The organism is Streptomyces sp. TLI_053 (assembly GCF_900105395.1).
In the GTDB taxonomy this organism is placed as follows: Bacteria; Actinomycetota; Actinomycetes; order Streptomycetales; family Streptomycetaceae; genus Kitasatospora.
Genome location: NZ_LT629775.1, coordinates 9570990 through 9593577, shown reverse-complemented (window position 1 = coordinate 9593577; position 22588 = coordinate 9570990). Strand labels below are relative to the sequence as shown.

Here is a 22588-nt window from a genome sequence, read left to right as displayed (position 1 = left end):
ACACGTCAGATTTTCTGTCTCCCCTTTCTCTCCAGTCCCGGGAGACACAGCCGCGACCAGCGGGCCCGACCCCTTGGAACAGGAGCACGCACACGATGGACACCACTCGGTCCGCCCCGAGCACCCCCGAGGCCCTGCGCTCCGCCGTCCGCGACGCCTGGGCGACCGTGCTCCAGCACGACGAATTCACGGACACCGACCCGTTCTTCTCCGTCGGCGGCACCTCGCTGCTCGGCGCCCAGCTGACCGCCGTCCTCGGCGCCGGACTGGGCCGCCGGGTACCGGTCCGTCTGCTCATCGCCCACCCGACCGTCGAGGAGCTCGCCGCGGCGCTGACTCCCTGACGACCGCCCGCACCACGCAGCACCGCCCGCACCGGCTGTGCGGTGCGGGCGGTGCGGGCGGTGGTGCGGGCAGTGCGGCGGTGCGCACGGTCGTCGGCGGAGTCGCCGGCGGACGCGTCGAGGCCGACCGCGCTCACCTGCCCGGTCCGGACGCCGCCATCACGCCGACCGCGGTGCGCCCGCCCCGGCGGGCACACCTACTGGGTGGCGTCGCAGTCCTGGCAGCGACTCACGGCGGTACGCCCGGTGTTGCCTCCGGTGGCCCGGAGCGGGCTGGAGGCGGAGAGCCGGCGCCACGCCCCCGGCGACGGCGCGAGCACCCAGCCGTAGACGGGCGGTTCGACGTCGACGGCGACGATGTGGGGACAGCCGGGCAGGTGAGCCTTGCGGCTGGCGTGAATGATGATCGCCGACCCCGGCCAGCCGTCCCACTCCGCACTCGGAGCACTCCGGCCGGGCCGCGCGGGCGGGGCGCACTCGGCGCAGTTGCTCAACTCGTGGCGACAGTGGTCCATGGCGCGCCCTCACTCCGTCCGGCCCTGCACCGAAGTCTACGGGGGCGCGCCGCCGCCTCCGTACCTCCCGCCCGCCGGAGCGGCGGTCCCAGCCGCCCAGGAGCAGCCGGGACCGTCGCGCGCCCGCGGTCGTGCCCGGGGTCAGCCGGCGGGGGCGGCTGCGACCAGGTCCCGCCGCGGGTCGGCGAGTTGGCCGCGCCGCACGAGCAGGTCCTCCGGCGCGGTCGGCGATTCACCTCCTGCGGACGGTAGTTGAGCCGTTCCGGTGGACGGCGGCGGAAGCGGGACCGAGACACAGGGGGTCCGCGCGGACTCCGACGCCCCGTTGATCGCGGTGACGCAGAACTCGTAGTTCCAGTTGCCCGGGAAGAGGAAGGCGATCCGGTGGTCGGGCGTGTCGGTGACGTACGGTTCCGGCGAGACCGGGCTGTGGTCGGAGACGTTCCGCACCCAGACCCGGTAGCCGGCCGCCTCCGGGGAACCCTGCCAGTTCAGTTGGACCGTCGTGGGGTCGACGGACGCGATCCTGAGGTTCGCCGGCACGGGCGGCACCCCCGCGCCGATCGTCACGGACCTCGCCACGCCGGGCATGCCGCCGCCGGCGCGGTTCCAGGTCACCAGTGCGACGAGGTAGTGGTGCCCCGGGACGAGACCGTCGATGTGGACGGACGTCCCCCTGACCGCCGTGCCGCCGATGTAGGCGCCGGGGACGTCCCTGTCCCAGGTGATGATCTGGTACCGGTCGATGCCGTCCGTGTGGGGACCGGTCGCCGCGTCCCAGGACACGTCGACGCCCGTGGCCGTCGCGCGGGTGACGATGTTCCGGGGTGGTGCGGCGGTCTCGGGGTGCGCGGTCGCGGTGACCGTGCCGGACCACACCGACTCGCCGTCGCCGTCGTTGTCGGTGCGGACCTGGTACTCCCAGGTCCAGCCGTCCTCGGTCCAGGTGGTGTCGTAGCGGTTGGTCCATACCCGGGCCTCGTTCCACTCCGTGAGACCCGCGAGCCGGTAGCGGACGGTGTAGCCACGTGCGCCGAACACCGGTGTCCAGGTCACCTTCACACCGCTCGGGGCGGACTCCGCGACGACGCTGTTCACCGGGAGGACCGGCCGCCGGGGGACGGTGCCGGGGATGCTGGGCACGAACTGCCCGATGCCGTAGCCGTCGTGGAGGGTGCGCTCGAAGGCGGACGCGATCTGGAACTCGCCCAGCGCGTTGGGGTGCAGGTTGTCGTACGCGGCGGGGCAGGTGTTGGTGTCGCAGCTGTACGCCCCCTCCCAGTCGACCGGCTCGACCGGGGAGGCGGGCGTGCTCCAGCTCGGGATCGCTTTCGCCAGCAGGGTGTTGTACTGCCGGGTCTTGACGATCAGGTCCTGCCGGCCCTCGATCAGGGGCCGCATCGGGACGTTCGCCACGGCGAAACGGAGGTCGGGCTTGGCCGCGCGCGCCCGGTCGACCATCGCCTTCACGCTCTCCAGCGTGCCGGGGGCATCGCTGACGAGCCACCCCATGTCGTTGAAGCCGATGCCGAAGAGGACGAGGTCGGGCCGGTACTGCGCGACCACGGGCCCGATCAGGTCCTTGTCCTGGGCCGCCTGACGCCCCCACACGGCGAAGTGGTCGCTGTCGAAGCCGGCCGGAACACCCTGGGCGTACGCGCCGTCGACGGGCGGAGGCACGGCCGAGGGGTTCTCGATCTCGCCCTGCAGCGGCGGCGGGCCGGGCGGACCGTTCGGCGCGTCCGGCTGCTTGGTCCCCCGGTACGGGCCGACGAAGTCGACGGCGACGTGCTGGTTCCTGAACCACTCCCAGAGCCGGTACCGCCAGGTCCAGTCGCCCTCCATGCCCTGGGTCATGGAATCCCCCACCACCAGGACCCGCAGCGGCACGGAGCTGTTGCCGACACCCCGCTGGAGGCGCCGCAGCGAGTCCAGCAGGCGCGGCGCGAAGGGGTTCAGGGCGTTCGCCATGAAGCCGAGGGTGTTGCCGAGGTTCCCGAGCTTCGTCCCGAAGTTGCGCAGGGCCGTCTGCAGCTCGGCGATGGCGGTGGGACCGCTGCTCGCCGCCCAGTTCAGCAGGGCCCCGCCGAACGCTCCGGCCACCGCCGGCCAGACCGAGGCGGCCACGGCGTCCGCCCAGACGGTGCCGTCGGCGACCGACTTGCCGTCGAAGGCCGCGTTCAGGATCTCGGTGGTGAGGGAGCCGAGGGCGCCGGAGACCGCGCCGCACACCGGAGCGGCCGCCGGCGCGCCGGGCCCGAAGGTGACCAGGCACCCGGCCCCGACCAGGATGCTGACGGCGACCCCGACCCCGCTGGCGATGAACTTCTGCCACCAGGTCTCCTCGAAGCCGATGACATCCATCGGGGTGACCACCACGAGGCTGTCGTCCACGGCGTGCACGGTGCCCCGGAATTCGGCGCTGCCCTGCTGCGTCGGATAGATCCCGACACCGTGCTCCCGGGCACGCTGGGTGAACGCCGCACCCAGCGACATCCCGGCGTCCTGGTCGGCCCGGGTCTCGGCGACCACCGCCGCGGTGAGGTCACGTGCCTGCTGACGGCGCCCGGCGGCGGGGAAGTCGAAGGCCAGCACCAGGTCGTCGTCGTTCGCCGCGAGCGCGCGCAGACCGCCCGCGTCCTTGGCACAGCCCAGGCGCGCCGTCATGGGCGCTCCCTCCTCCCCGGGGGTGGAGAAGGACGTGGCGTGCGTGCCGCACAAGGCGGCGGCTGCGGCGGCGGAATCCCGCGTCCCGGCGCCCTGCGCGGAGGCGGATCCGGTGACCGTGCCGAGCACCAGGGCCAGCGAGACCAGCAGAGTCAGCACGCTCCCGCGCCAGGCGGAGGCGGTCGACCCCCTTCGTTCACGGACTCTTCCGGCCGTACGTCCCGATAAGCGCATGTCGTGCATGTCGTTCGGTGTCCCCTCGGCGAGTTCCCCGGCACCGCACGTCGAACCGGCGTGCGGGCCTACGGCGTCCCGAACCTCCTGCCCGGCCGCACCCGGTCGTGAACGCCCGACCGCAGCCGTCCGTAGCGGAGCGCCCGGCACCCGTTCCCCGGAGCCTGGGTGAGGTCGCGGCCCTGGACTCGGCGGGCACGGCCGTGGTCGGCCTCCCGCTCGGCTCGCCGCCGGAACGGCCCTGGGCCCGGGTCAGGGCCGGTCGGCCGGGGTCGGCCCGGTGGGCAGGTCCCGCTCGTAGTGGACGTAGTGGTCGGCCGGGACGAAGGTGTCGTAGAGGCGGCGGGCCGGGTTGTCGTGGGCGGTGAGCCAGTGGACGCGTGCCCAACCACGGACGGCGGCGAGGTCGAAGAGGTCCTGGAGCAGCAGGCGGCCCGCGCCCAGCCCGCGGTGGGCGGGGTCCACGAAGAGGTCCTCCAGGTAACAGACCTGGCCGGTGAGCCATGTGCTGTGGTGCAGCACGCTGTTGGTGATGCCGATCACGGTGCCGTCGTGCTCGGCGACACGTCCCAGCAGTGGCTGGTGCGGATCGAGGAGCCTCCGCCAGGTGGAGTCGGTGGCCTCCGCGGGCACGGTGGACCCGTAGAACTCGAGGTATCCGGCCCACAGCCGGCGCCAGTCCTTCTCGTCGGCAGCGACGAGGTCGCGGACGGTGATCGCGGGGACTTCGGACATCTCGGCTCCAGGTGAGGGCGGTCAGGGGCGCCAGGCGTTCTGACCTGCGAGGTCGGGACGCGGCCGACCGGGGGCCCGCCTGCGCGTGCGGTGTGTCCGCGAGGGTGATTGTAGGCGGTGAGCCGGTCGGAGCAGGCGCCGCGACGGGGGCCGGTCGGTGCGGCACGGCGGTGTGTCCGGACGACGGACGGGACGGACGGCGGAGCCCCGCGCCGACAGCACGGGGGGCCGGTCGGCGGTCGCCCGCCGCCCGGCCCCCCGGTCCGGTCGCCCCTGTGCCGTTCACCGTCCCCGATCCGCCCACAGCCGGGGGCAGCAGGCGGTCAGGAGAGGGCGAGCTCGGTGACGTTGTCGGCCTCCAGGGTCCACTGGGAGGTAAGGGCGCCCTCCTTGACGTAGGCGACACCGCCGGCCTTGAGGATGCCGATGCGGCTGCCGGACAGCGCGAGCTGGACGGTGTTGTCCGCCTCGTTGGTCCACTGGGCACCGAGACCGCCCTCCTTCACGAGCGCGGTGCCGTCACCCCTCAGCACACCGATGCGGTCGCGCGAGAGCTCCAACTGGACGGTGTTGTCCGCCTCCAGGGTCCACTGGGACGCGAGCGCACCCTCCTTCACATAGGCGACGCCGTCGCCCTTGAGGATGCCGATGCGGCTGCCGGACAGCGCGAGCTGGACGGTGTTGTCCGCCTCGTTGGTCCACTGGGCACCGAGACCGCCCTCCTTGACCAGGGCCGTACCGTTGCCCCTGACCACGCCGATCCGGGCACCGGAGAGCTGGAGGGACTTGACGTTGTCGGCCTCCAGGGTCCACTGGGAGGTGAGCGCACCCTCCTTCACATAGGCGACACCGTCGCCCTTGACGATGCCGACGCGGTCGCCGGACAGCGCGAGCTGCTTGACGTTGTCGGCAACGAGGACCCACTGGTCGCCGAGGCCGCCCTGCTTCACGAGCACCGACCCGTCGTCCTTGAGGACGCCGATGCGGTTGCCCGCGACGACGGTCTGCTTGACGCCGTCGGCCTCGTTGGTCCACTGGGCGCCGAGACCGCCCTCCTTCACCAGGGCGGTGCCGTTGCCCCTGAGGACGGCGATGCGGTTGCCGCCGTCGCCGGACACGGTCCCGGGGACGGCGGCGGCCGCAGCCGCAGCCGCTGCCGTGGTCGCGAGGAGCGTCGCGGTGAATGCCGCGAGCGCGGCAGCTGTCAGGGAATTCTTCATGGTGGGGCCTCCGTACGGCAATGAGGAATCACGCGGGCACGGAGGACGTGCACGTGCCCGCGTCGGACGCTTCGGGTGCTCGGGTGCCGAGGAACAGCAGATCACCGGAATCCCGGCCGCAGGGCGGCGCACCGCGAGCGCACGGGCGCACCTCTTCACGTGCGCGTCACGGGTGTTCTCGTGGGCGTCACAATCACCGGCCCGGCCCGGGAGAACCCCTGCCACAACCCCGGCCGCAACACCGGCCGCAGCACCGAGAACGGCACCGGGAACGGCACTGGCGGGCACACCGAGCACGCAACGGCCCGCGGCGGTCAGCGGGCGGGGCGGGGCAGCAGGAGGCAGGCGGCCGCGGCCAGGGCGGCGGCCGTGGTGACGGTGAGCCAGACAGCGGGGCCGCCGTGCAGGCTCTGGAGCAGGTGGGTGCCGAGTCCCGCGCCCAGGGGCGAGCCGATCGCGCCCGCGAGGCCGAGCAGGCCCAGGGCACGGCCGGTCCGGCGGGGCGGGGCCGTGGTGACGGCCAGTTCGTCGAGGCTCGGTCCGATCAGCATCTCGGCGAGGGTGGCGGGCACGGTGAACAGCAGCAGTGACAGCCAGCCGGCCTGCGGCAGCAGGACGAGGTAGGCCACGGCGAAGGCCGCGAACCCGGCGGTGAGCAGGGTGCGGGGCGGCAGGTGTCCGAGGAAGCGGCGTAGCAGCGTGTACTGGAACAGCAGGACGAGGGCGCCGTTGAGGGTGAAGACCACCGTGATGGCGACGGTGGTGCCGGTCAGGGCCCTGGCGGTGAGCGGGATCACCGCGTTGAGCTGGCTGTAGAGGGCCCAGTAGGCGACGGCGGCGAGGAAGAGGACGGCCGGTCCACGCCGGCCGGGGGCGGTGGCGGTGTGTCCGGGGTCCGGCTTCCGTTCCGGGGCGGCGGGAGCGAAGGCGAGGTCCGCCGGTGCCTGCGCGGCCTCGTCCTTGGCGAGGAAGGTCAGGTGGAAGCCGAGGCCGAGGTGGGACAGGACGGCCGCAGCGAGGATCGCGTCGAAGCCGAGCGGGTAGGCGACCGCCCCGAGGACCGGCCCGAGGACCACGCCGACGTTGCCGAAGGTCGAGCGCAGGGCGAGCATGCCGCGGGTGTCGTCGTGCGCCGCCGCCTCGATGACCAAGCGGGTCTTGACGGACAGCACCAGCAGTGACCCGCCGATGCCGACGGCCGCGATGCCCGGCACCAGGGCCGCTCCCCCGGCGGATATCAGCAGGTAGCCGACGATGCGGCAGGCGAAGCCGGCGGTGGTGGTGGTCCGCGCACCGACGCGGTCGACGAGGTGGCCGGACAGCACCGAGAAGCCCTGCCCGCACAGCGAGAGCAGCCCGATCAGGAGCCCGACCCGCCCCACCGGGGTGCCGGTGGCACTCAGGTGCAGGGCGAGCAGGGGCAGGAACATGAAGGTGGTGACGCCGGTGGTCAGGACGGTGGTGAGCAGCGCGCGTCCGGTGGCGGACGTGCGGGACCAGGTGGAGGGGCGCGAACGGCCCCGGGGCGGGGTGGCGGTGGCGGCGGACACGGAACTCCGTTACTGTCGTTTCTGTTTTCGACAGTCATGACTATGACGAAGGGATGCGTGACCGGTCAAGTGGATTTCGACAGTCACAACACCGCGATGGTGCAGGGCGCCGCCGACCTGGTGAACCTCGCGACCCCGGGCCTGTCCCGCACCCGTCCCTACCAGCCCCCGCCGGAAGCCGAACTGACCGAGCGCACCAACGCCCTCCTGCACGCGGCCGACCGCCACGCCACCCCCCTCGGCACCGCCGACGCGACCCGCCTGGCAGCCCTCGCCCCAGGGCTGCGCGCCGTCTTCGAACACCTCGCGGCCGACGACCAGGACGGAGCGGTCGCGGCCGCCAACACCCTGCTGGCACAACTGCGCCCGTTCCCCGTCCTGGAACGCCACCGCGACGAGCCCTGGCACCTCTACCACCGCAGCACCGCCGGCGACGAAGCCTCCGACTGGGCCGCCCGCCTCACCCTCGGCCTCGCCGCCGCCCTCGGCAGCCACTTCGCCGCCCGCCTCGGCATGTGCTCCGCACCCGCCTGCGACCGCGCCTACGTAGACGTCTCCCGCAACGGCACCCGCCGGTTCTGCTCCACGGCCTGCCAGAGCCGCGTCAAGTCCGCCGCCCACCGCGCCCGCGCCCAGGACTCCTGACGACGGTCCGGACACCTCAGGATCCCTACGGGGGGACGCGCATCGCGTCGACAACGAAGGGCCGCCCGGGTGGAGCCTGGGCTCTGGCTTCCACCCTCGAAGAGGACCAGGCGATCGGCGATCATTTCCGCCCCGGTGCGTCGCCATGAACTCCCGGATGCCCGGATATTCCGGGCATCCGGGCGGAGAAGACGCGGCCGGCGACCTCGACCGGCCGGCCTCCGTCGACCCGCGATCGTACGGACCCACCAGCACGCCACCCTCGACAGAAGGGGGCAGCCGACCCGGACGGCGCCGGTCAGCACGCCCTCGGCCGACCCTGCGCCCCACCGCAGACGCGCCGGCCGCCCCTCGCGCGCACCCAGGAACCAACACCTCAGCCCAGGCGTTACCCCACGCCCAGCTACACCCCGACAGGCCTCACGAGCGTTCCGCCAGTACAGCCGAGGAGGCAGAACGGGTGCCTTGGGGCGTGACTACCTCAAATGATGCTCAGATCATCTGATGGATCATCAGCACCTGATCTAGGGTTTTTCTTGCCCGCCGAACAACGGGCGAACAACAGGGGTGAGCAGGCAGGGAAACGTTGCACCGACCGCCGTCGGCCTGCACTCGCAGGGCCGACTGGTCAACCGTAAACAAACTGAAGGTAAATCGGAAGAATTCCGATCAACTATTTCCAGGCCCAGCAATACCCGAGTTCCACTCGTTCGTCCGGCCGAATTGAGAGTGGGGCACCCAGGAACGGGAACTCCTGAGCGCCCCGAGCGGCTCCGCTAACGAATCCGCCATCAGCTGCCGACTCGAAACATCTAGGAGCAACGGTGTCGAAACCGATCAATCGGCGGTTCTGGTCCGGCATTGGCGGTGCCGTCTTCGCGGCCATCCTGATCGCATCAGGTCTGGGCTACCTGGACTCCGGGGCTGAGAAGTCCCCATGGATCTTCCTCCTGGGCTCGGGTCTTGTCCTGGGCGGCCTTGCGGTGCTGCCGTCCTCCGTGCGTAAAATTCGGCGCCATTGATGGTCCGGTTGGCCCAGCCTTCTCCGGCTGGGCCAACCGGCTTTCCGCCGTGCGTGAGGAGGTTCATTACTCCGGCAGTGACCTGCGTACCGGACCCGCCGGGTGGCTCACCTGTTGGTGGCCTGCCCTGAGGTCACGACGAGGTCCGCCGCGGACTCGGGGCGGGCGGACGGGGTCGGCGGGGTCAACGCGTCGTGGCGTCGCTGCGGAAGTAGCCGGGCGCGAGCCGGTCGGAGTTGGCGCACAGCAGCACACACCGCTCATCGAGGAGACCGTTGATCTGTGCGGGCGCGCGACGCAGGCGGCGAGGAGGGCGGCAGTCGGGAATCCGCTCACGTCACTGGCGTCGACTGCACTGGTCGGTGGCCGACAGGTCGCGGAGTCCGTCGTCCGGGACCACGGCGAACAGGGCCCGTGCGGCCGGTGTCCACCACGTGCCTCCCACGTGCCTCCTCCTCGGAAGCGTTTCCGGGTTCCCGGTGCCGTGAGTGCCCGCCTTCCTCCTGGCCGGGCTCCCCAGCCCCAAGGGAGAACGGGCATTTCGACCTGCACCACCCCCTCAGGAGGGAGCAGGATGCTGCCCCTTGTCCCGCGCTCTCGGGGTGCTTCGCACGCGATTCGGCCGGTTACCTTGGTTCCGGCCGGCGCGAGGTGCGCGACGGCCGCGGACGAACAGACGTGGCACGGTGGACCGGCCCGACGATCGAGAGCAGAGGGCGGGAACCGAGCATGATCCGGGTAGTGGTGGTCGACGACGAGGCACTCGTCCGTTCGGGCTTCAGCCTGATCCTCAACGGCGCCGAGGACATCGAGGTGGTCGCCGCGGTGCCCGGCGGGCAGGCACTGGCGGCGTTCACGGAGCACTCCCCGGACCTGGTCCTGCTGGATGTACGGATGCCCGACGTCAACGGACTGGCCCTCCTGGAGCAGTTGCTCGCGCTGCCCGCACCGCCCGTGGTGGCCATGCTCACCACCTTCGACTCCGACGAGTACATCGCGCAGGCCCTGGGCTCGGGCGCTTCGGGCTACATCCTCAAGGACACCGACCCGGACGACCTCCCTCCCCTCGTCAGGTCGCTGATCGGGGGTGCCGTGGTACTGGACCGGAGGATCGCCCCCGTCGTGGTCGGCGGATACCTCAGCCGCCAGCACGAGCCGGAATTCGACTCCGCGCGCGGCACCGCGCTGAACCGTCGCGAACGCGAGGTCGTGACGCTGCTGGCCCAGGGGCTGACCAACGCCGAGATCGGACGGCACATGCACCTGAGTACCGGCACCGTCAAGGACCACGTCAGCTCGCTGCTCGCCAAGCTCGCGGTCGACAACCGCGTCCAGGCCGCCCTCTGGGCCCAGCGCGCCGGGCTGCTCGTCGACAACGGGGTCAAGTGAATTCCGTGCGTCCGGGGACGGCGCGTGTCCGGCGGACGGTGCCCCGGTGGGCGGTGGACGCCCTCCTGGTGGCGATCGCGGCGGCAACCTCGTGGATACACGCCCTCGCCACCAAGCGCCATGAGCTCGACCCGCACCTGTCGTTCGCGGAGCTGGACCAGACACTCGTGGTAACGGGCTCGGCAGTCGCGCTCCTGCTGTTCCTGCGCCGGCGCTTCCCGGTCCCGGTGTTCGTGCTCTCCCTCGTGTACATGGCCGTGGCGGAACGCTACGACGCACCGACCGTGCTGGTGGCACTGTCGACCGTCGCGGAGGGGTCGCTGCGCCGGGGTGTGGTGGGCGCGCTGCTGTACCTGGGGGTGGCGATGTCCTGCCAGTTCTGGGCACTGCCCGAGACGGTTTCGCACCACTCCGTCGTCGGACCGGAGCACCTCTGGAGGGTGCCCCCTCCGGCCATGGCCGCCTTCGCGGCCGTCGCCGTGGGCCGACTGCTAGCGATTCGCGCGGGCCTCACCCGGAGCATGGCCGACCTGCACGAGGCCCAGGAACACCGGCGCGAACTGCACGCCCAGGCCGTGCTGGGGCGGGAGAGGGCGCAGCTGGCACGGGAGATGCACGACGTGGTGTCGCACCAGGTCAGCCTGATCGCCGTGCGCGCCGGTGCCCTGCAGGTCGGTGCGGACAATGCCGACACCGAGGAGGCGGCCCGGACGATCCGGAAGCTGAGCGTCACCACCCTGGACGAGCTGCGGCACATGGTCACCCTGCTGCGGGCCTCGGGCGGCCGAAACTCCGAGATCACCCCCCAGCCCACCGCGGAACAGCTCGCGGAGCTGGTGGCGGGCAGCGGTCTCGATGCCAGGCTGGTCGGCGAGGTGCCCGCCGACGCAAGCGCCGCGGTGCAACGCACCGTCTACCGGATCGTCCAGGAGGCCCTCACCAACATCCGCAAGCACGCCCCCGGCGCGAGCGCCGTGGTCGAGATCCACCGGTCCGGCCCGGGCCTGGAGGTGAGCGTGGTGAACACCGCGCCGACCCGACCGGGCCTCCAACTGCCCAGCTCCCGGCACGGCCTGATCGGGCTGCGGGAGCGTGCCGAGAACCTCGACGGCGCCCTGACCAGCGGCCCCGCGCCCGACGGCGGCTACCGCGTGCACGTCGCCCTGCCCGACTACCGGAAGTGACCGGACTCGTCCGGCACCGTCCGGCGTCGGGCACGTCGGGCACGTCGGGCACGTCGGGCACGTCGGGCGCGTAGGGCGCGTAGGGCGCCGGGCGTCCGCAGTCCGCCGTCCGACGGCAAGCCGCCGCCGAGCGGCCGGCAGTTCCACCGCCGATCGGCGGATCGTGCCCCGCCACGGGGCCACAGTCGCCCCGAGCGACCCTTGGCGCAGCCGGGGAACACCCGGCCGACGGTAAAATTCAGCGGTAGAGGCACAGTGGTCGACTCCATCGACGAAGCCGGCGCACCCCCAGCAGGGAAACAGGTCGCACGCCGGACGGACGACGTGTTCGATCCTCTCCCGCCGTACCGGCAGCCCATGGACTGCCCGGGCAGGGGCCTCGCGTACTGATACAGGTGAAGCGGTGTGTCCAGGATCCCCGCCGACGTGCGGCAGACCTCCGGTGCTCCTGTTCCCGACGACCCTCCAGGTTGCACAGATGACTCATCCACTCGCCCGGCTCAGGGCAACGGCAGGTCTGTCCCATCCCGACTACGCGCGGCTGGTCGCCCAGACCCACAGCAAGCTCGGCTACGGGCACATGGCCGCCAGGAGGGAGAAGGTGTCGCGCTGGGAATCGGGCCGTACCGTCCCCGAGCACACCGCCCAGCTCGCCATCGCCCACATCCACGGCATCGAGCCGAGAGAGGTGTACCGGCTCGGCTGGCCCGCCTGGCTGCGCATCGCCACCGGGGACGCCGACTGGCTGGAAATACCGTACACAAACGAAGGTGCCGTCGAGACCGTCCACAACGCCATCGGCCTGCCCGAGGCCCACGCCACTCCGACTCTCGTCGTGGGCGGCCCGGCGCTCGCCCGCCAGCTGCGGGCCGTGCGGGCGCGCCTGGCCCGCCCGCAACCGTGGCCCGCCCGTGACGGACCTGGGCTGCCCGACGACTACCTGGACTGGGCGGAGGCGCGGACCGAGGCCCTCGAACAACACGAGAGCGGCACTCTCGTACCGCCCGCGGCGCTGTACGGATCGGCGCACGCCGAGTTCCGGATGATCGTCCACCTGCTGACCAGGACCGGATACGACCACCCGACCGGCCAACGCCTCCTGCGGCTCGCCACCCGGATCTCCCTCACTTGCGCCTGGCTCAGCAGCGCGCTCGGCGAGGAGACCCGAGCAGAACGGCACAGCCTCACCGCGCTGCGCACGGCCGCCGCGGCGGCGGACCCGGAGTACGTCTCGGCCGCCATGGATCAACTGTCCATGCGCCATCTCCTCGTCGGTGATCCCGCGGACGCCCTGGCGCTCCTCCGCGCCGCCCGCGCCACTTACCCGCGGCCGTCGCCGCACACCTCGGCCTCTCTGTACGTCAAGGAGGCCCTCGCCCATGCGCGACTCGGTCTGACGGACGCCTTCGCGCGGTCGCTGGACCTGGCCGCCGAAGCACGCACAGCCCCCAGCGAGAACGAGGAAGTCGGCGGCCCCTTCGACATCAACGTCGACGACCACCACCTGGCCGGCGCGGGGGCCGCCGCCTGGTTCTTCCTCGGCCGACCCCACCGGGCCAGGAGCTACTTCGACGCCCTCACGGACTCCCTCGCCGAGCCCCGCCCCACACCTCCCTCACCCCTCACCGCCCGTCGGCTTCTCTCCGGGGTCGACACCTACCTCGCGCTGAACGAGATCGACCTCGCCTGCTGGACCGTCCACAGGGCCATCGCCCTCACCGGACACCTCTCCCCCGGCCTGACCACCGCGTACCGCGACCGCCTGAACCCGTACCAGCACGAGCCCCTCGTCCGTGCCGCCCTCGACCACCTGAGCGACAACACCGCCGACCGGTTCCCTGTCTGAGTACTCGACCACCGGACACCGCACCCCCGGACGCACGGCCCGCCACCGCTCGCCGTCGGACCGGCGCGCGGACAGCCGTCCTTCAGGTCCGATGCGGCCAGTCACCTCGGGGGCCGCCACCCGGTGGGAAAGACCGGCCGGACGACGGGTGGGATCCCGCCGCCCGATCCCGGTTCCGGCGCCCGGACTCCGCCTACGATGACGTACCGGGACACGACAGCCGCAGGACGAATTCCGGTGTCGTGGCCGCTTCGCTCCCACAGCAGCCCTGCGCTCGCACAGCAGCCCGGCGCTCCCCCGTCCGCCGGGCATGCGCGGACGGGCGCGCGCCCCGATGAAACGGACCACCGAACCCATGAACGGACCACCGAACCGATGAGCCGACCCCGGCCTTCGACAACCACCACCTGCCTGTGCGAACAGTCCGGACCGCCGGCACCGCCGCCGCCGCGCGACCTGTCCGCGCTCACCGAACGGGAGACCTCCGTCCTGCTGCTCCTGGCGTCCGGACTGGGCAACGTCTCCATCGCGCTTCGCCTGGGCATCACCGAACGCACCGTCAAGAAGCACGTCTCGAGCCTCTTCGACAAGCTCGGTGTGCGCTCCCGCCTGGAGGCCGCCCTGATCGCCATCCTGGACCACGACCGGATCTGCCGTCGGCGCGCACCCTCCTGACCGGCAGGTGGCCGCCCGCACACCGGCGCCGGCGCCGGCCGATGCGTGACGTCGCCTCGAGCACCGTCCGCGACAGTACGATCCGCCGCAGCGATTCCCACCCTCCCGGCCGGCCGGCGCCACAACGACGGCCGCCACAACGTGCAGGACGACATCATGGGCAGCAGGAGGAAGACCACTCGGCGGCGCAGCGGCAACCCCGCTCTGTGGGAAGCCGGACCGCGGGGCGACGCTCAGGCGGCGGCCGCGGTACCGCACCAGAGCGTCGAACCGGGCATCGTCCTCCGGGGCGACGGCCGGGTCGACGTCAACCTGGGCACCGGGGCATCACTCCCGGCCGTCCTGTTCGGTCTCGAAACACCCTTTCCGCCGGAGCGGCGGCGCGAATTGCTCGAGGGGTGGGGCTACCGGATCGAACTACCGGCCGTCCTGGACCTCCTCCATCTGGTCGAGGACGGCCGGGCTGACCCCGGACAGGCCAGGGAACTGCTCCTGCGCGCCGCTCGCGAGCTGTACATCCCCTTCGAGGCCCACCTGTACGAGGACGAGGACACGCTGAAGGACCGCTGCCTGCGGGACCCGCTCGACTGCCCCGTGTGCCGGACGCACCGCAGCGGGTTCGACAGCGCGCTGGACGTCGCCGACATCCGGTGGGCCCGGTACACCGAGCCGGAGAAGTACCCCTTCATCGCCGGCAGCAGAGGCCTGCACGAGGTCGGCTGCTCCGTGGTCCGGCGGGAGATGCCGAAGAACTACGCCCGGCCGGCCGGTGCGACCTACACCTCCGAGCTGCGCCGCCACGCGCACAGGCCCGAGCACCTCGGCTACCGCTCCCCGCTGGAGGAGTCCCGCGACTATCCCCGCTGGAGCGCGATGACCGTGGCCGAGGCCCGCGCCTGGACGGCCGAGCGCACCGGGCCCAAGGGCGGGCGCTCCTACCGGACGTGCAGCCGCTGTGCTCCGGCACCGTGAGCCCCGTTCTCCCCCCGCCTCGCAGTCGCGGAGGAGAAATCAGGCGAGGCAGAACTCGTTGCCCTCGATGTCCTGCATCGTGATGCACGACTCGTTGACGCCGTCGGCGCGCTGCGTCAGCACGTGCTTCGCGCCGAGCACCGTCAGCCGCGCGCATTCGGCCTCGAGCGCGGCCAGGCGCTCGTCACCCACGAGCCCGACGCCGGCCCGCACATCGAGATGCACCCGGTTCTTGACGACCTTGCCTTCGGGAACCCGCTGGAAGAGCAGGCGCGGGGCCACGCCCGAGGGATCGGTGCACGCGAAGTAGACCGCGTCCTCGGGCGGCAGCGAGCGGAAGCACTCCTCCCACGTGGCGAAGCCCTCCGGCACCGTCGGCAGGACGTACCCCAGCACCTCGCACCAGAAGGCGGCGAGGCTCACCGGCTCCGCGCAGTCGAAGGTCACCTGGAACTGCTTGATCGTTGACATGGGCGCACAATAACAGGGGCCCTGACCGTCTTCCCAGGTCAGGAGGTTCGCACGTGGTCGGGAGGAGGGCTGCGCCCGCTCTCGTGCCGTGCGGTCGCAGGGGTGGACCGAGGTCGCCGTCTCCCCGAGGGGCCCGGCCCGCCCGGATAATTGGCATGCACATGTATCATCTGTCTGATGTCGGACAGTCCGGATCGCGCCGGCGGACGCGCCTTCCGGCAGGCCGCAGGACGGGCCAAGCTGGTGATCGCCGCCGGAGAAACCGACCGGACGGCGAACCGGAACGAGCGTCAACCGCGGGACGTCGAACCGGAACTCTCCCATCCGATCACGTTGTTCAGGAGAATCACCGACATGCGCACTTCCCTGGCCAAGGCCGTCGCGGTCACCACCCTCGCCCTCACCGCCCTGTTCGCGGCTCCCACCGTCCTCACCCCCGCCGCCTCCGTCACCCTCGGTGCCGACGCTCCCGTCCCCGGCGCTCCCGCCGGCACCGTGCCCGGCACCGGCAACAGCCTCGGCTGGGGCTGATCCTCCGTTGGACGTCGTCTACGCCAGCCTGCGGCGCAAGGACTGCGGTGAGCTACCGCCTGGGGAAGCGAGCGAGGTCGTCGGCATCCTGTGGGCCCACGCCCGGCCCGGCGACGGGCTCCAGCACATCACCGTCCGCAGCCAGGACGACCGGGTGGACCTGCTGCTCTACCTCCTCACCCGCCGCACTGCCGACGGCTCGTCGGACCCCGTCGCCTCCGCTCACACCCTGATCGCCCGGGGTCACCGCGCGTCGCCGCTGCTCTCCCGCCGCTACCACCCGCCGGCGCCGGAAACCTGTTGACCGTCCGTCGTCGGGCGGCAGTACCGGGCCGACGGCGGTACCAGCCGGGGCCGACGGGCTCCCGGTGCGCGTCCCCCCGCCCTCCCGCGCCAGACGGCTGCAGGGTGGGCTGTCGCATACGCCGGACCCGGCCGGCGGGCTCATCGGCCGTCCGCGCCCGGCTGCGCCGGCTGCCGCGGACCGCCTCCGTTCCGGGCCCGAGGAAGCCATGCCGTTCACCCCTGTACGACGCCTTACCGCTTCCGCGACTGTTCTCCCATCTGCCTGATGCCCCCGCGTCGCCGTCCGAGACCGCCGGCTGATGTTGCGGCGCCGTGCCGAACGTCGGCAGTGAGAACGCGGGCGGGGAGGGGAACGAGTGCAGGGACCGGGTCCCGGGGACGTAGGGGGGTGATCCGCGGGACCCGGCCGTGGGGGCCAGCAGCGCCGGAGGCACGGCACGGCTGATCTGGCCGGCGGCCCTGTGGTGGGCCGCCGTGCCGGGAAGCCTAGACCCGGGAATCGACCGTGACCAGGGCTTTGACCTGGGATTTTCCAGCCGCGAACATGCCAGGTGGAAAACCTCGTACTCCGCCCGCGAGCAGTCGAACAACCAAACCGAGGCGGCAGCCCCAACCCTTGAACGACGAACTCGAGCTGCCCCGGACCCATCTCGCCCCGACTCACCCCGGCAAGAATTCGGACGCTCTGGGGCCGCTCAGATGGCACCATGCTGCGTCATGGCAGATGACAGCACCGATACGTTTCGGACGGGCCGAACGGGACTCGTCGTCCGGATCCCCGAGGCGGAGCCGGTGGTCGGCGGTTGGCGCGAACGGTTCGATCCCTCGGCCCGGGCCGGGGTTCCGGCGCATGTCACCGTGCTCTTCCCGTTCCTCGACGGGAGTAGAACGGATGCACACATCCACTCCGTCCTCGCAGACATTCTCGGCGGCCCCCCGGCCTTCGACCTGCGGTTCGAGAGATGCGGGCGGTTCCCGGAGGTGCTGTATCTCGCCCCGGACCCCGACACGCAACTGCGGCGGCTCACGGGCGCGATCGCTGACCGCTGGCCCGAGGCCCCGCCGTACGAGGGCCGGTTCACCGACGTCATGCCGCACCTGACCGTCGCTCACGGTCAGGAAGAAGCCGTTCTGGAGGAGATCGAGGCCGACCTCACCCCCAGGCTCCCATTCACTTCTCGCATCTCGTCGGTCGAGCTCATGGTGCACGACGGCACGAAATGGCGGGAACGAGCGTCGTTCGCACTCGGAACCACCAGGTCATGACGTTCGCCGGTCCGCTGTCCTACGGGCAGCGGACCGGCGCAGGCGCGGGTGCCGGCGACCGCGCCGCAGCCCCGAGGAACTCGCCCGGCAGGGCGAACCGGGGAAAGCGCCTCGTCCAGCTCGACCGGGTTCGTGGTCACACGTCCCGAGGGTCGACGAGGGACAGAACGGATTGCTCGCGCGCGGGCCTGCCGGCCGATTCGCGGAACCTCCGCCGCCCCCGCGTCAGGACCGCACGGGGAGGCGCCCCTCCGCCCGGTCCGCCGCTCCCTCGCCCGGCGCCTCGGGCCCCAGTCGGCGGCGCAGCAGCACTGAGGCCAGTGCGGCCAGTGCGAACCCCGCTCCCGCCCAGGGGAGTTGGCGGGTTCCGGCGGTCGCGACCACCAGGCCGCCGGCGGCGCTGCCGATGGTGATGCCGAGGTTGGAGAAGGAGATGAAGAGGCTGTTGCCGAACTCCGGCGCGTCCTGGGCGTCGCGGGCCAGCCAGGTCTGGCTGACGACAAGGCCTCCCGAGTGGACCGCTCCCCAGAGGAGCACGGCGAGGACCGTCGGGACGGCCCACGGGCCGACGGTGTGGAGGAGGGCGTAGAGCAGCGCGTAGAGGACGGGGAAGGCGGTCACGGTCCGGACGGGGTTGCGTTCCAGGAGCCGGCCGAAGACGAGGTTGCCGAGGACCATCACGGTGCCGAAGGCCATCAGCAGCGCACCGGTGGTCGATCCGCCCAGGTGGGTGACGCGTTCCAGGTATTCGGCGAAGTAGCCGTAGACGGAGAACATCGCCGCGAAGACGAGCACCACGGCCGCCAGGGAGAGCCACAGGCGGGGGCGGTTGAGGATGCTCAACTGGTCGCCGTAGGAGAGTCGTTGCTCCGCGGGTGCGGACGGGAAGAGGGCCAGGATCCCGAGCAGGGCGAGCAGGTTGGCGCCGGCGCCGAACCAGAACGCGGCGGCGAGGGAGAGGTGTTCGGCCAGGTAGGAGGTGATCGGAACACCGAAGGCGAAGCCCAGCGTCACCCCGGCGAAGACGGTGGTGGCGGCCCGGGTGGCCTTCTCCGGTGGCACGAGCCTGGTGGCGGCGGTCAGCGCCACCGCGAAGAACACCGGATGGAAGAGCGCCGGCACGATCCGGAACACGAGCATCACCGGGAAGCTGTCGGTGAGCGCGTAGACGGCGTTGGAGGCGGCGAACACCGCGAGCGCGGCCGCCAGCACACTCTTGCGCCGCACCCCGGAGGCCAGCAGCGTCGCGAACGGGCCCGCCACGGCGACCACCAGGGCGAACACCCCGACCAGCCAGCCGGCCTCGGCCGCCGTCACGCCGAGTTCCTCGGATATCCGGGGCAGGACGCCGACGACGCCCATCTCCGTGGTGATGATCCCGAACACCCCCAGGGAGAGGGTCAGGACAACAGGACCGGTCTTTGCCATGACTGCCTTCCGCGGCCCGGCCGTGCGCGGGCACGGCTGCGCCGCCACCCCACCAGACCGAGCTACAAATCTAGATAGTTAGATGGATTATCGCGCGAAGAGGGCACACCCCTCCCCCGCGCCGACCCGGGAACGGAGGAGTCAGAGCTCGTCGCGCACGTACGCCGCGAATGCGGCGATCGTCTCCTCGTTGCGCCGGTAGAACGTCCACTTGCCGACCCGCTCCGAGACCAGCAGCCCGGCGTCCCGCAGGATCTGCAGGTAGCCGGAGACCACCGACTGGGCCAGCCCGGAACGCTCCCGGATCTCCGTCACGCACACACCGATGTGGAAACCGACACCGCGCTCGAGGTAGTACTCCTCGTCCCAGTAGCGCTCCGGCGTCTTCAGCCAGCGCAGGAACTCCGCCCGCGCGGGATTGGCGAGCGCCTTGTGAACGGCCAGCGGATCCACCGCACACCCCTTTCGCGAGCCGGACCGGACCTCCCGGGACGCATCTAATATTCTCGATACGAAGAAACGTGTCAACCCGGACCCGGTGACCTGAGCCCGACGCCACCGCGCAGGGTGGACCGGCCGCGTGCTCGGGCCCGCCGGACCGCCGAACACCCCGAACACCCCGAACCGAACCGTTCAATGGACACCCGGGAAATCGAACGACCGGTTCGCAGGCGTGACTTGCGAGTGACTCTCCGGATGCGCGGCCGGCCGAGGGCCGGTGGGGCAGCCCGGGTCGACCGGTCAGCCGCCGCTGGACCTGTCGACCTCGTAGTACGCATCCACCAGATAGGTGCCGTCTCCCTGGCGTTCCATCGTCACCCGGTACTCCGCGAGCAGCGGCTTCGCCGTCGCGCCGCCTGCGGCGCTCCAGCCCTTCTCGTCCATGAAGTCGTACTGGAGGCGGACCCCCAGGCTGACCTTCTGACGGGTCAGCGGCGGCGGTGAGTCGGTGTCATCGGTCTTCTCCAGCATCACGTCCGCGGCGAACACCTCGGACCAGCCGTGATGGGCCCGGAGGTCCTGGAGTTGCGGGCTGCCTCCGGTGAGCGAAGTCGATGCGTAGAGCTGCCGCTTCTCCCGCAGCTGGGCGGTCAGGTAGCGGGCCGAGCGCGCGGTGACGTCGGCCTCTGTCTCACTGTGGTCAAAGCTGTAGGAGGTCACGGCCCAGGCCAGCGCCACCGACTCGGGGTCGCGGGGCGCCACCGTCAGCGGCGGGGTCTTCGCCTGCGGTCGCCGGGGAGCGGAAGGCGAAGCGGGCGGTGGGTAGGTGATTCCCGGCGGCTGCTTCACCTGCTGGTGGTCGTCGTCGAGACAGACGTTGGTGCACCGGGATGCGCCGAGGAGCGCTCCGCTCCGGTAGTCGGTCCGTGGTGTCGGCAGCCCGAAGGTGAGCATGGTGGAGCGCTCATCGCGCACCCCGGAGATCTGGAAGGGCTTGCCGCCCTCGGCGGTCAACGTCCAGGTCCGGTCCTCGCCGTCGACGGACCCGTCGACCTTGATGACGTAGTCGTAGCTGTGCTCGGAGGCCAGCGTCGTCACACTGAAGACCTCCGGCTTCTGGTTCTCGAGGTAGTGGAACCTGTCGCGGAAGTACGGCGTGTAGGACATCTCCCCTTCGGCGTAGCCGACCAGTGCGACGGGCGCCGCCGAGTCGAGGTCGAGCCCGAGCTTCCCCACTTCCCCGATGCCCTGCGAGACGCAGCCGAGCACGGTGCCGTTCTGCGGTGGCCGAGGGGCTCCGATGCGTTCGGCCCGGATGTTGCGGATCGCCACGGTCCGGTCCTTCGCGCCGACCAGCTGGAGATCGATCGCCGAGGTACCGATGTCCGTCCCGCCGTGCTCGTGCGCCCAGCGCCGACTGCCCACGCACTCGGTCCCCGCTTCGGCCGGGATGTCCGGTGCGCTCATCGCCTGGGGCACAACCGTCGGATTGCCGACGGTGCCCAATGCGTAGCGGGCGGAGAACTGCGGGTCGTCCTTGCCCAGGTCGTCCTGCCACACCGTGGTCAGCAACCCGACGGGGACCCCGACGATCAGCAGCAGCACCCCGACCAGAACGCCGATCAGGACCTGCTTGCCGCTGCCCGGTGCGGCGGGGGCGGACGGCGGAGCACCCGGTGGCGCGGGTTCCGGTGGCGCGGGTTCCGGCGGCGCAGCTTCCGGCGGCGCCGGAGGCGTGCTGGGCGGCGTGCTGGGCGGCTCCGCTTCCGGTGGTCCCTCACCCTGAACACTCACCAGTGGCTCCCCCGAACCCGGACGGATGTTCCACCGCGAGCATATCGACCGCACACCGGCCGGGACAGGGTGCCCGTAGCCGTCGCCCGAAGACCCCGACGTCGCCGTGCACCGGCTCGCCCGGCTTCGGCGAGGTGCCCGGGTGCCCAGGTGCCGTTCGTAGGCCCCGGCACTCCGTGCCGGGGCAGGGATCCGGGAGTTGACGTCGTAGCGGCGGCGGCGTCAGCCGGTGCGACGGGGCCGGGCGCGGCCGGGCCGGCCGCCCGCCCGGATGCGCGGGCGGGCGGCGCGGGCGGCGCGGCGGGGTGCTGCCGGTCAGCTCGCGGCGGCGGTGGTGGGCGCGGGGAAGGTCTCGCGAGGGCCGAAGTCGGTGTAGGCCACCGTGATCACCGTGCTGACGGTCGTGCCGTCCTTGGGGATCTTCATGGACTGCGTCTGCGCCAGGACACGCCCGGCCCGGTCGATCCAGACGTCGATCTGCTTCCCGCTGACGCCCTTGTCCACCAGCTTCTGGTACTCCTTGGGATCGATGGTCTTCATCTGGGCGGCGGTCATGCGGGCGCCGAGGTGGTAGGCCGGGACGCCGTTCTTCTGCTCCATCCCCTTGCGGGCTGCCGGGCCGGCGTCGACGAGTGCCTTGACGTAGTCGCCGATGGTGTCCGACCGGGTGTCGTCCGCGGTGGTCGACGGGCTCCAGGCGCCGCCCGGCTTGCTCTTGTCCCGCATGAAGACGGCGCTGCCGGTGTTGACCACCTCCAGCCAGAACATCGGCTCGTCGCTGCCGGTGATCGTCATCTTCGTCTCGGTCCGGCCCTCACGGGACGGGGTGTTGAAGTTCACCCGGCCGGTGGCAGTGATCACGGAGCCCTGGCCGTCCGCCGACGCGGTCGTCTTCATGGTCTCGGTAGCGGCGTACGGCGTCCGGTCCGCGTTGGCCAGCGCCACCGCGGGGTCGAACGCACCGGTGGCGTCGACCGGCGCGCCAGTGGCAGTCGGCGTGGGGGGCGGCGTCGGCGTGGCGGTCGCGGTGGGCGTCGCAGTCGGAGTCGGGGCCTCCGTCGTCCCGGACGGGCTCGGAGAAGCACTCGCGCTCGCGCTCGCGTTCACGGCGGGACTGGCAGTGGCCGGGGCACTGACGGCCGGCGGAGCGGACTTGGCGTCGACGCCGTCGTTGCAGGCGGCCACGGCGGACAGGGCCACCAGCGTGGCGGCGGCGGTCAGGGTGGTACGGCGGATCTTCACGAGTTCTCCGTCAGATGGGATGATCAGGGAGAACACTTGCACGAACCGCTGACATTCTCGAAAATATTTACGACGCGGTCCGCCGGGCCTGTGGTGCGGTGACACGTACTC

The 22588-nt window shown here is 71.7% G+C and carries 21 protein-coding genes; 11 read left to right on the top strand and 10 right to left on the bottom strand.

The genetic code is table 11. The annotated features are described in order from the left end of the window. The first annotated feature begins 95 nt into the window (after positions 1 to 95). Complete coding sequence (locus BLU95_RS39840) at positions 96 to 344, top strand: acyl carrier protein (RefSeq protein WP_093864330.1); 249 nt, start codon at positions 96 to 98, stop codon at positions 342 to 344. A 197-nt stretch (positions 345 to 541) separates the two neighbouring features. Here the strand turns inward: BLU95_RS39840 and BLU95_RS39835 are convergent, their stop codons facing one another. The 5 genes from BLU95_RS39835 to BLU95_RS39815 all read right to left on the bottom strand — a co-directional run bounded on the left by BLU95_RS39835 (position 542) and on the right by BLU95_RS39815 (position 7265). Continuing rightward, complete coding sequence (locus tag BLU95_RS39835) at positions 542 to 859, bottom strand: hypothetical protein (RefSeq protein WP_093864329.1); 318 nt, start codon at positions 857 to 859, stop codon at positions 542 to 544. A 141-nt stretch (positions 860 to 1000) separates the two neighbouring features. Next, the gene (locus BLU95_RS39830) at positions 1001 to 3685 is read right to left on the bottom strand and encodes a fibronectin type III domain-containing protein (RefSeq protein ID WP_107452655.1); all 2685 of its coding nucleotides are present in this window, start codon (positions 3683 to 3685) and stop codon (positions 1001 to 1003) included. A gap of 327 nt (positions 3686 to 4012) precedes the next feature. After that, positions 4013 to 4495 (bottom strand): GNAT family N-acetyltransferase, encoded by a 483-nt coding sequence (locus BLU95_RS39825; protein ID WP_093864327.1) that lies wholly within the window; start codon positions 4493 to 4495, stop codon positions 4013 to 4015. A 323-nt stretch (positions 4496 to 4818) separates the two neighbouring features. Then, complete coding sequence (locus tag BLU95_RS39820; protein WP_093864326.1) at positions 4819 to 5715, bottom strand: peptidase S1; 897 nt, start codon at positions 5713 to 5715, stop codon at positions 4819 to 4821. 314 nt (positions 5716 to 6029) lie between these two features. Beyond that, positions 6030 to 7265 carry an MFS transporter gene (locus BLU95_RS39815; RefSeq protein ID WP_093864325.1) on the bottom strand — a complete coding sequence of 412 codons (1236 nt, stop codon included), beginning with the start codon at positions 7263 to 7265 and terminating at the stop codon, positions 6030 to 6032. Positions 7266 to 7322: 57 nt separating this feature from the next. Between BLU95_RS39815 and BLU95_RS39810 the strand changes: the two genes are divergently transcribed. The 7 genes from BLU95_RS39810 to BLU95_RS39785 all read left to right on the top strand — a co-directional run bounded on the left by BLU95_RS39810 (position 7323) and on the right by BLU95_RS39785 (position 14998). Beyond that, a complete protein-coding gene (locus tag BLU95_RS39810) occupies positions 7323 to 7910 on the top strand; it encodes a CGNR zinc finger domain-containing protein (RefSeq protein ID WP_197698679.1) in 588 nt (195 codons plus the stop codon). Positions 7911 to 8734: 824 nt separating this feature from the next. Beyond that, complete coding sequence (locus BLU95_RS42790) at positions 8735 to 8932, top strand: hypothetical protein (RefSeq protein WP_159425231.1); 198 nt, start codon at positions 8735 to 8737, stop codon at positions 8930 to 8932. Positions 8933 to 9661: 729 nt separating this feature from the next. Beyond that, positions 9662 to 10321 carry a response regulator gene (locus BLU95_RS39805; protein WP_093864323.1) on the top strand — a complete coding sequence of 220 codons (660 nt, stop codon included), beginning with the start codon at positions 9662 to 9664 and terminating at the stop codon, positions 10319 to 10321. 53 nt (positions 10322 to 10374) lie between these two features. Then, the gene (locus tag BLU95_RS39800; RefSeq protein WP_231978131.1) at positions 10375 to 11505 is read left to right on the top strand and encodes a sensor histidine kinase; all 1131 of its coding nucleotides are present in this window, start codon (positions 10375 to 10377) and stop codon (positions 11503 to 11505) included. Positions 11506 to 11983: 478 nt separating this feature from the next. Continuing rightward, a complete protein-coding gene (locus BLU95_RS39795) occupies positions 11984 to 13351 on the top strand; it encodes an NsdA family TPR-like regulatory protein (RefSeq protein ID WP_159425230.1) in 1368 nt (455 codons plus the stop codon). Positions 13352 to 13726: 375 nt separating this feature from the next. Further along, entirely contained in the window at positions 13727 to 14026 is a 300-nt protein-coding gene (locus BLU95_RS39790; RefSeq protein WP_093864320.1) for a response regulator transcription factor, read from the top strand. 156 nt (positions 14027 to 14182) lie between these two features. Next, a complete protein-coding gene (locus BLU95_RS39785; RefSeq protein WP_093864319.1) occupies positions 14183 to 14998 on the top strand; it encodes a hypothetical protein in 816 nt (271 codons plus the stop codon). Positions 14999 to 15037: 39 nt separating this feature from the next. On the opposite strand, the gene BLU95_RS39780 is transcribed toward BLU95_RS39785, so the two are convergent. Next, on the bottom strand, positions 15038 to 15469 hold the full coding sequence (locus BLU95_RS39780) for a VOC family protein (protein WP_093864318.1): 432 nt from the start codon (positions 15467 to 15469) through the stop codon (positions 15038 to 15040). Positions 15470 to 15823: 354 nt separating this feature from the next. On the opposite strand from BLU95_RS39780, the gene BLU95_RS42785 reads away from it, so the two are divergent. The 3 genes from BLU95_RS42785 to BLU95_RS39765 all read left to right on the top strand — a co-directional run bounded on the left by BLU95_RS42785 (position 15824) and on the right by BLU95_RS39765 (position 17572). After that, positions 15824 to 16000 carry a hypothetical protein gene (locus BLU95_RS42785; protein ID WP_159425229.1) on the top strand — a complete coding sequence of 59 codons (177 nt, stop codon included), beginning with the start codon at positions 15824 to 15826 and terminating at the stop codon, positions 15998 to 16000. A gap of 7 nt (positions 16001 to 16007) precedes the next feature. Then, on the top strand, positions 16008 to 16304 hold the full coding sequence (locus BLU95_RS39770) for a hypothetical protein (protein ID WP_093864316.1): 297 nt from the start codon (positions 16008 to 16010) through the stop codon (positions 16302 to 16304). Positions 16305 to 17023: 719 nt separating this feature from the next. Further along, positions 17024 to 17572, top strand: coding sequence for a 2'-5' RNA ligase family protein (locus BLU95_RS39765; RefSeq protein WP_093865463.1), 549 nt, complete (start codon positions 17024 to 17026; stop codon positions 17570 to 17572). A 225-nt stretch (positions 17573 to 17797) separates the two neighbouring features. On the opposite strand, the gene BLU95_RS39760 is transcribed toward BLU95_RS39765, so the two are convergent. The 4 genes from BLU95_RS39760 to BLU95_RS39745 all read right to left on the bottom strand — a co-directional run bounded on the left by BLU95_RS39760 (position 17798) and on the right by BLU95_RS39745 (position 22477). Then, positions 17798 to 19000, bottom strand: coding sequence for an MFS transporter (locus BLU95_RS39760; protein WP_093864315.1), 1203 nt, complete (start codon positions 18998 to 19000; stop codon positions 17798 to 17800). Positions 19001 to 19141: 141 nt separating this feature from the next. Continuing rightward, entirely contained in the window at positions 19142 to 19453 is a 312-nt protein-coding gene (locus BLU95_RS39755; protein WP_093864314.1) for an ArsR/SmtB family transcription factor, read from the bottom strand. A gap of 288 nt (positions 19454 to 19741) precedes the next feature. Further along, positions 19742 to 21235, bottom strand: coding sequence for a hypothetical protein (locus BLU95_RS42780; RefSeq protein WP_159425228.1), 1494 nt, complete (start codon positions 21233 to 21235; stop codon positions 19742 to 19744). A gap of 315 nt (positions 21236 to 21550) precedes the next feature. Beyond that, positions 21551 to 22477 carry a hypothetical protein gene (locus BLU95_RS39745; protein ID WP_093864312.1) on the bottom strand — a complete coding sequence of 309 codons (927 nt, stop codon included), beginning with the start codon at positions 22475 to 22477 and terminating at the stop codon, positions 21551 to 21553. Between the last annotated feature and the right edge of the window lie 111 nt (positions 22478 to 22588).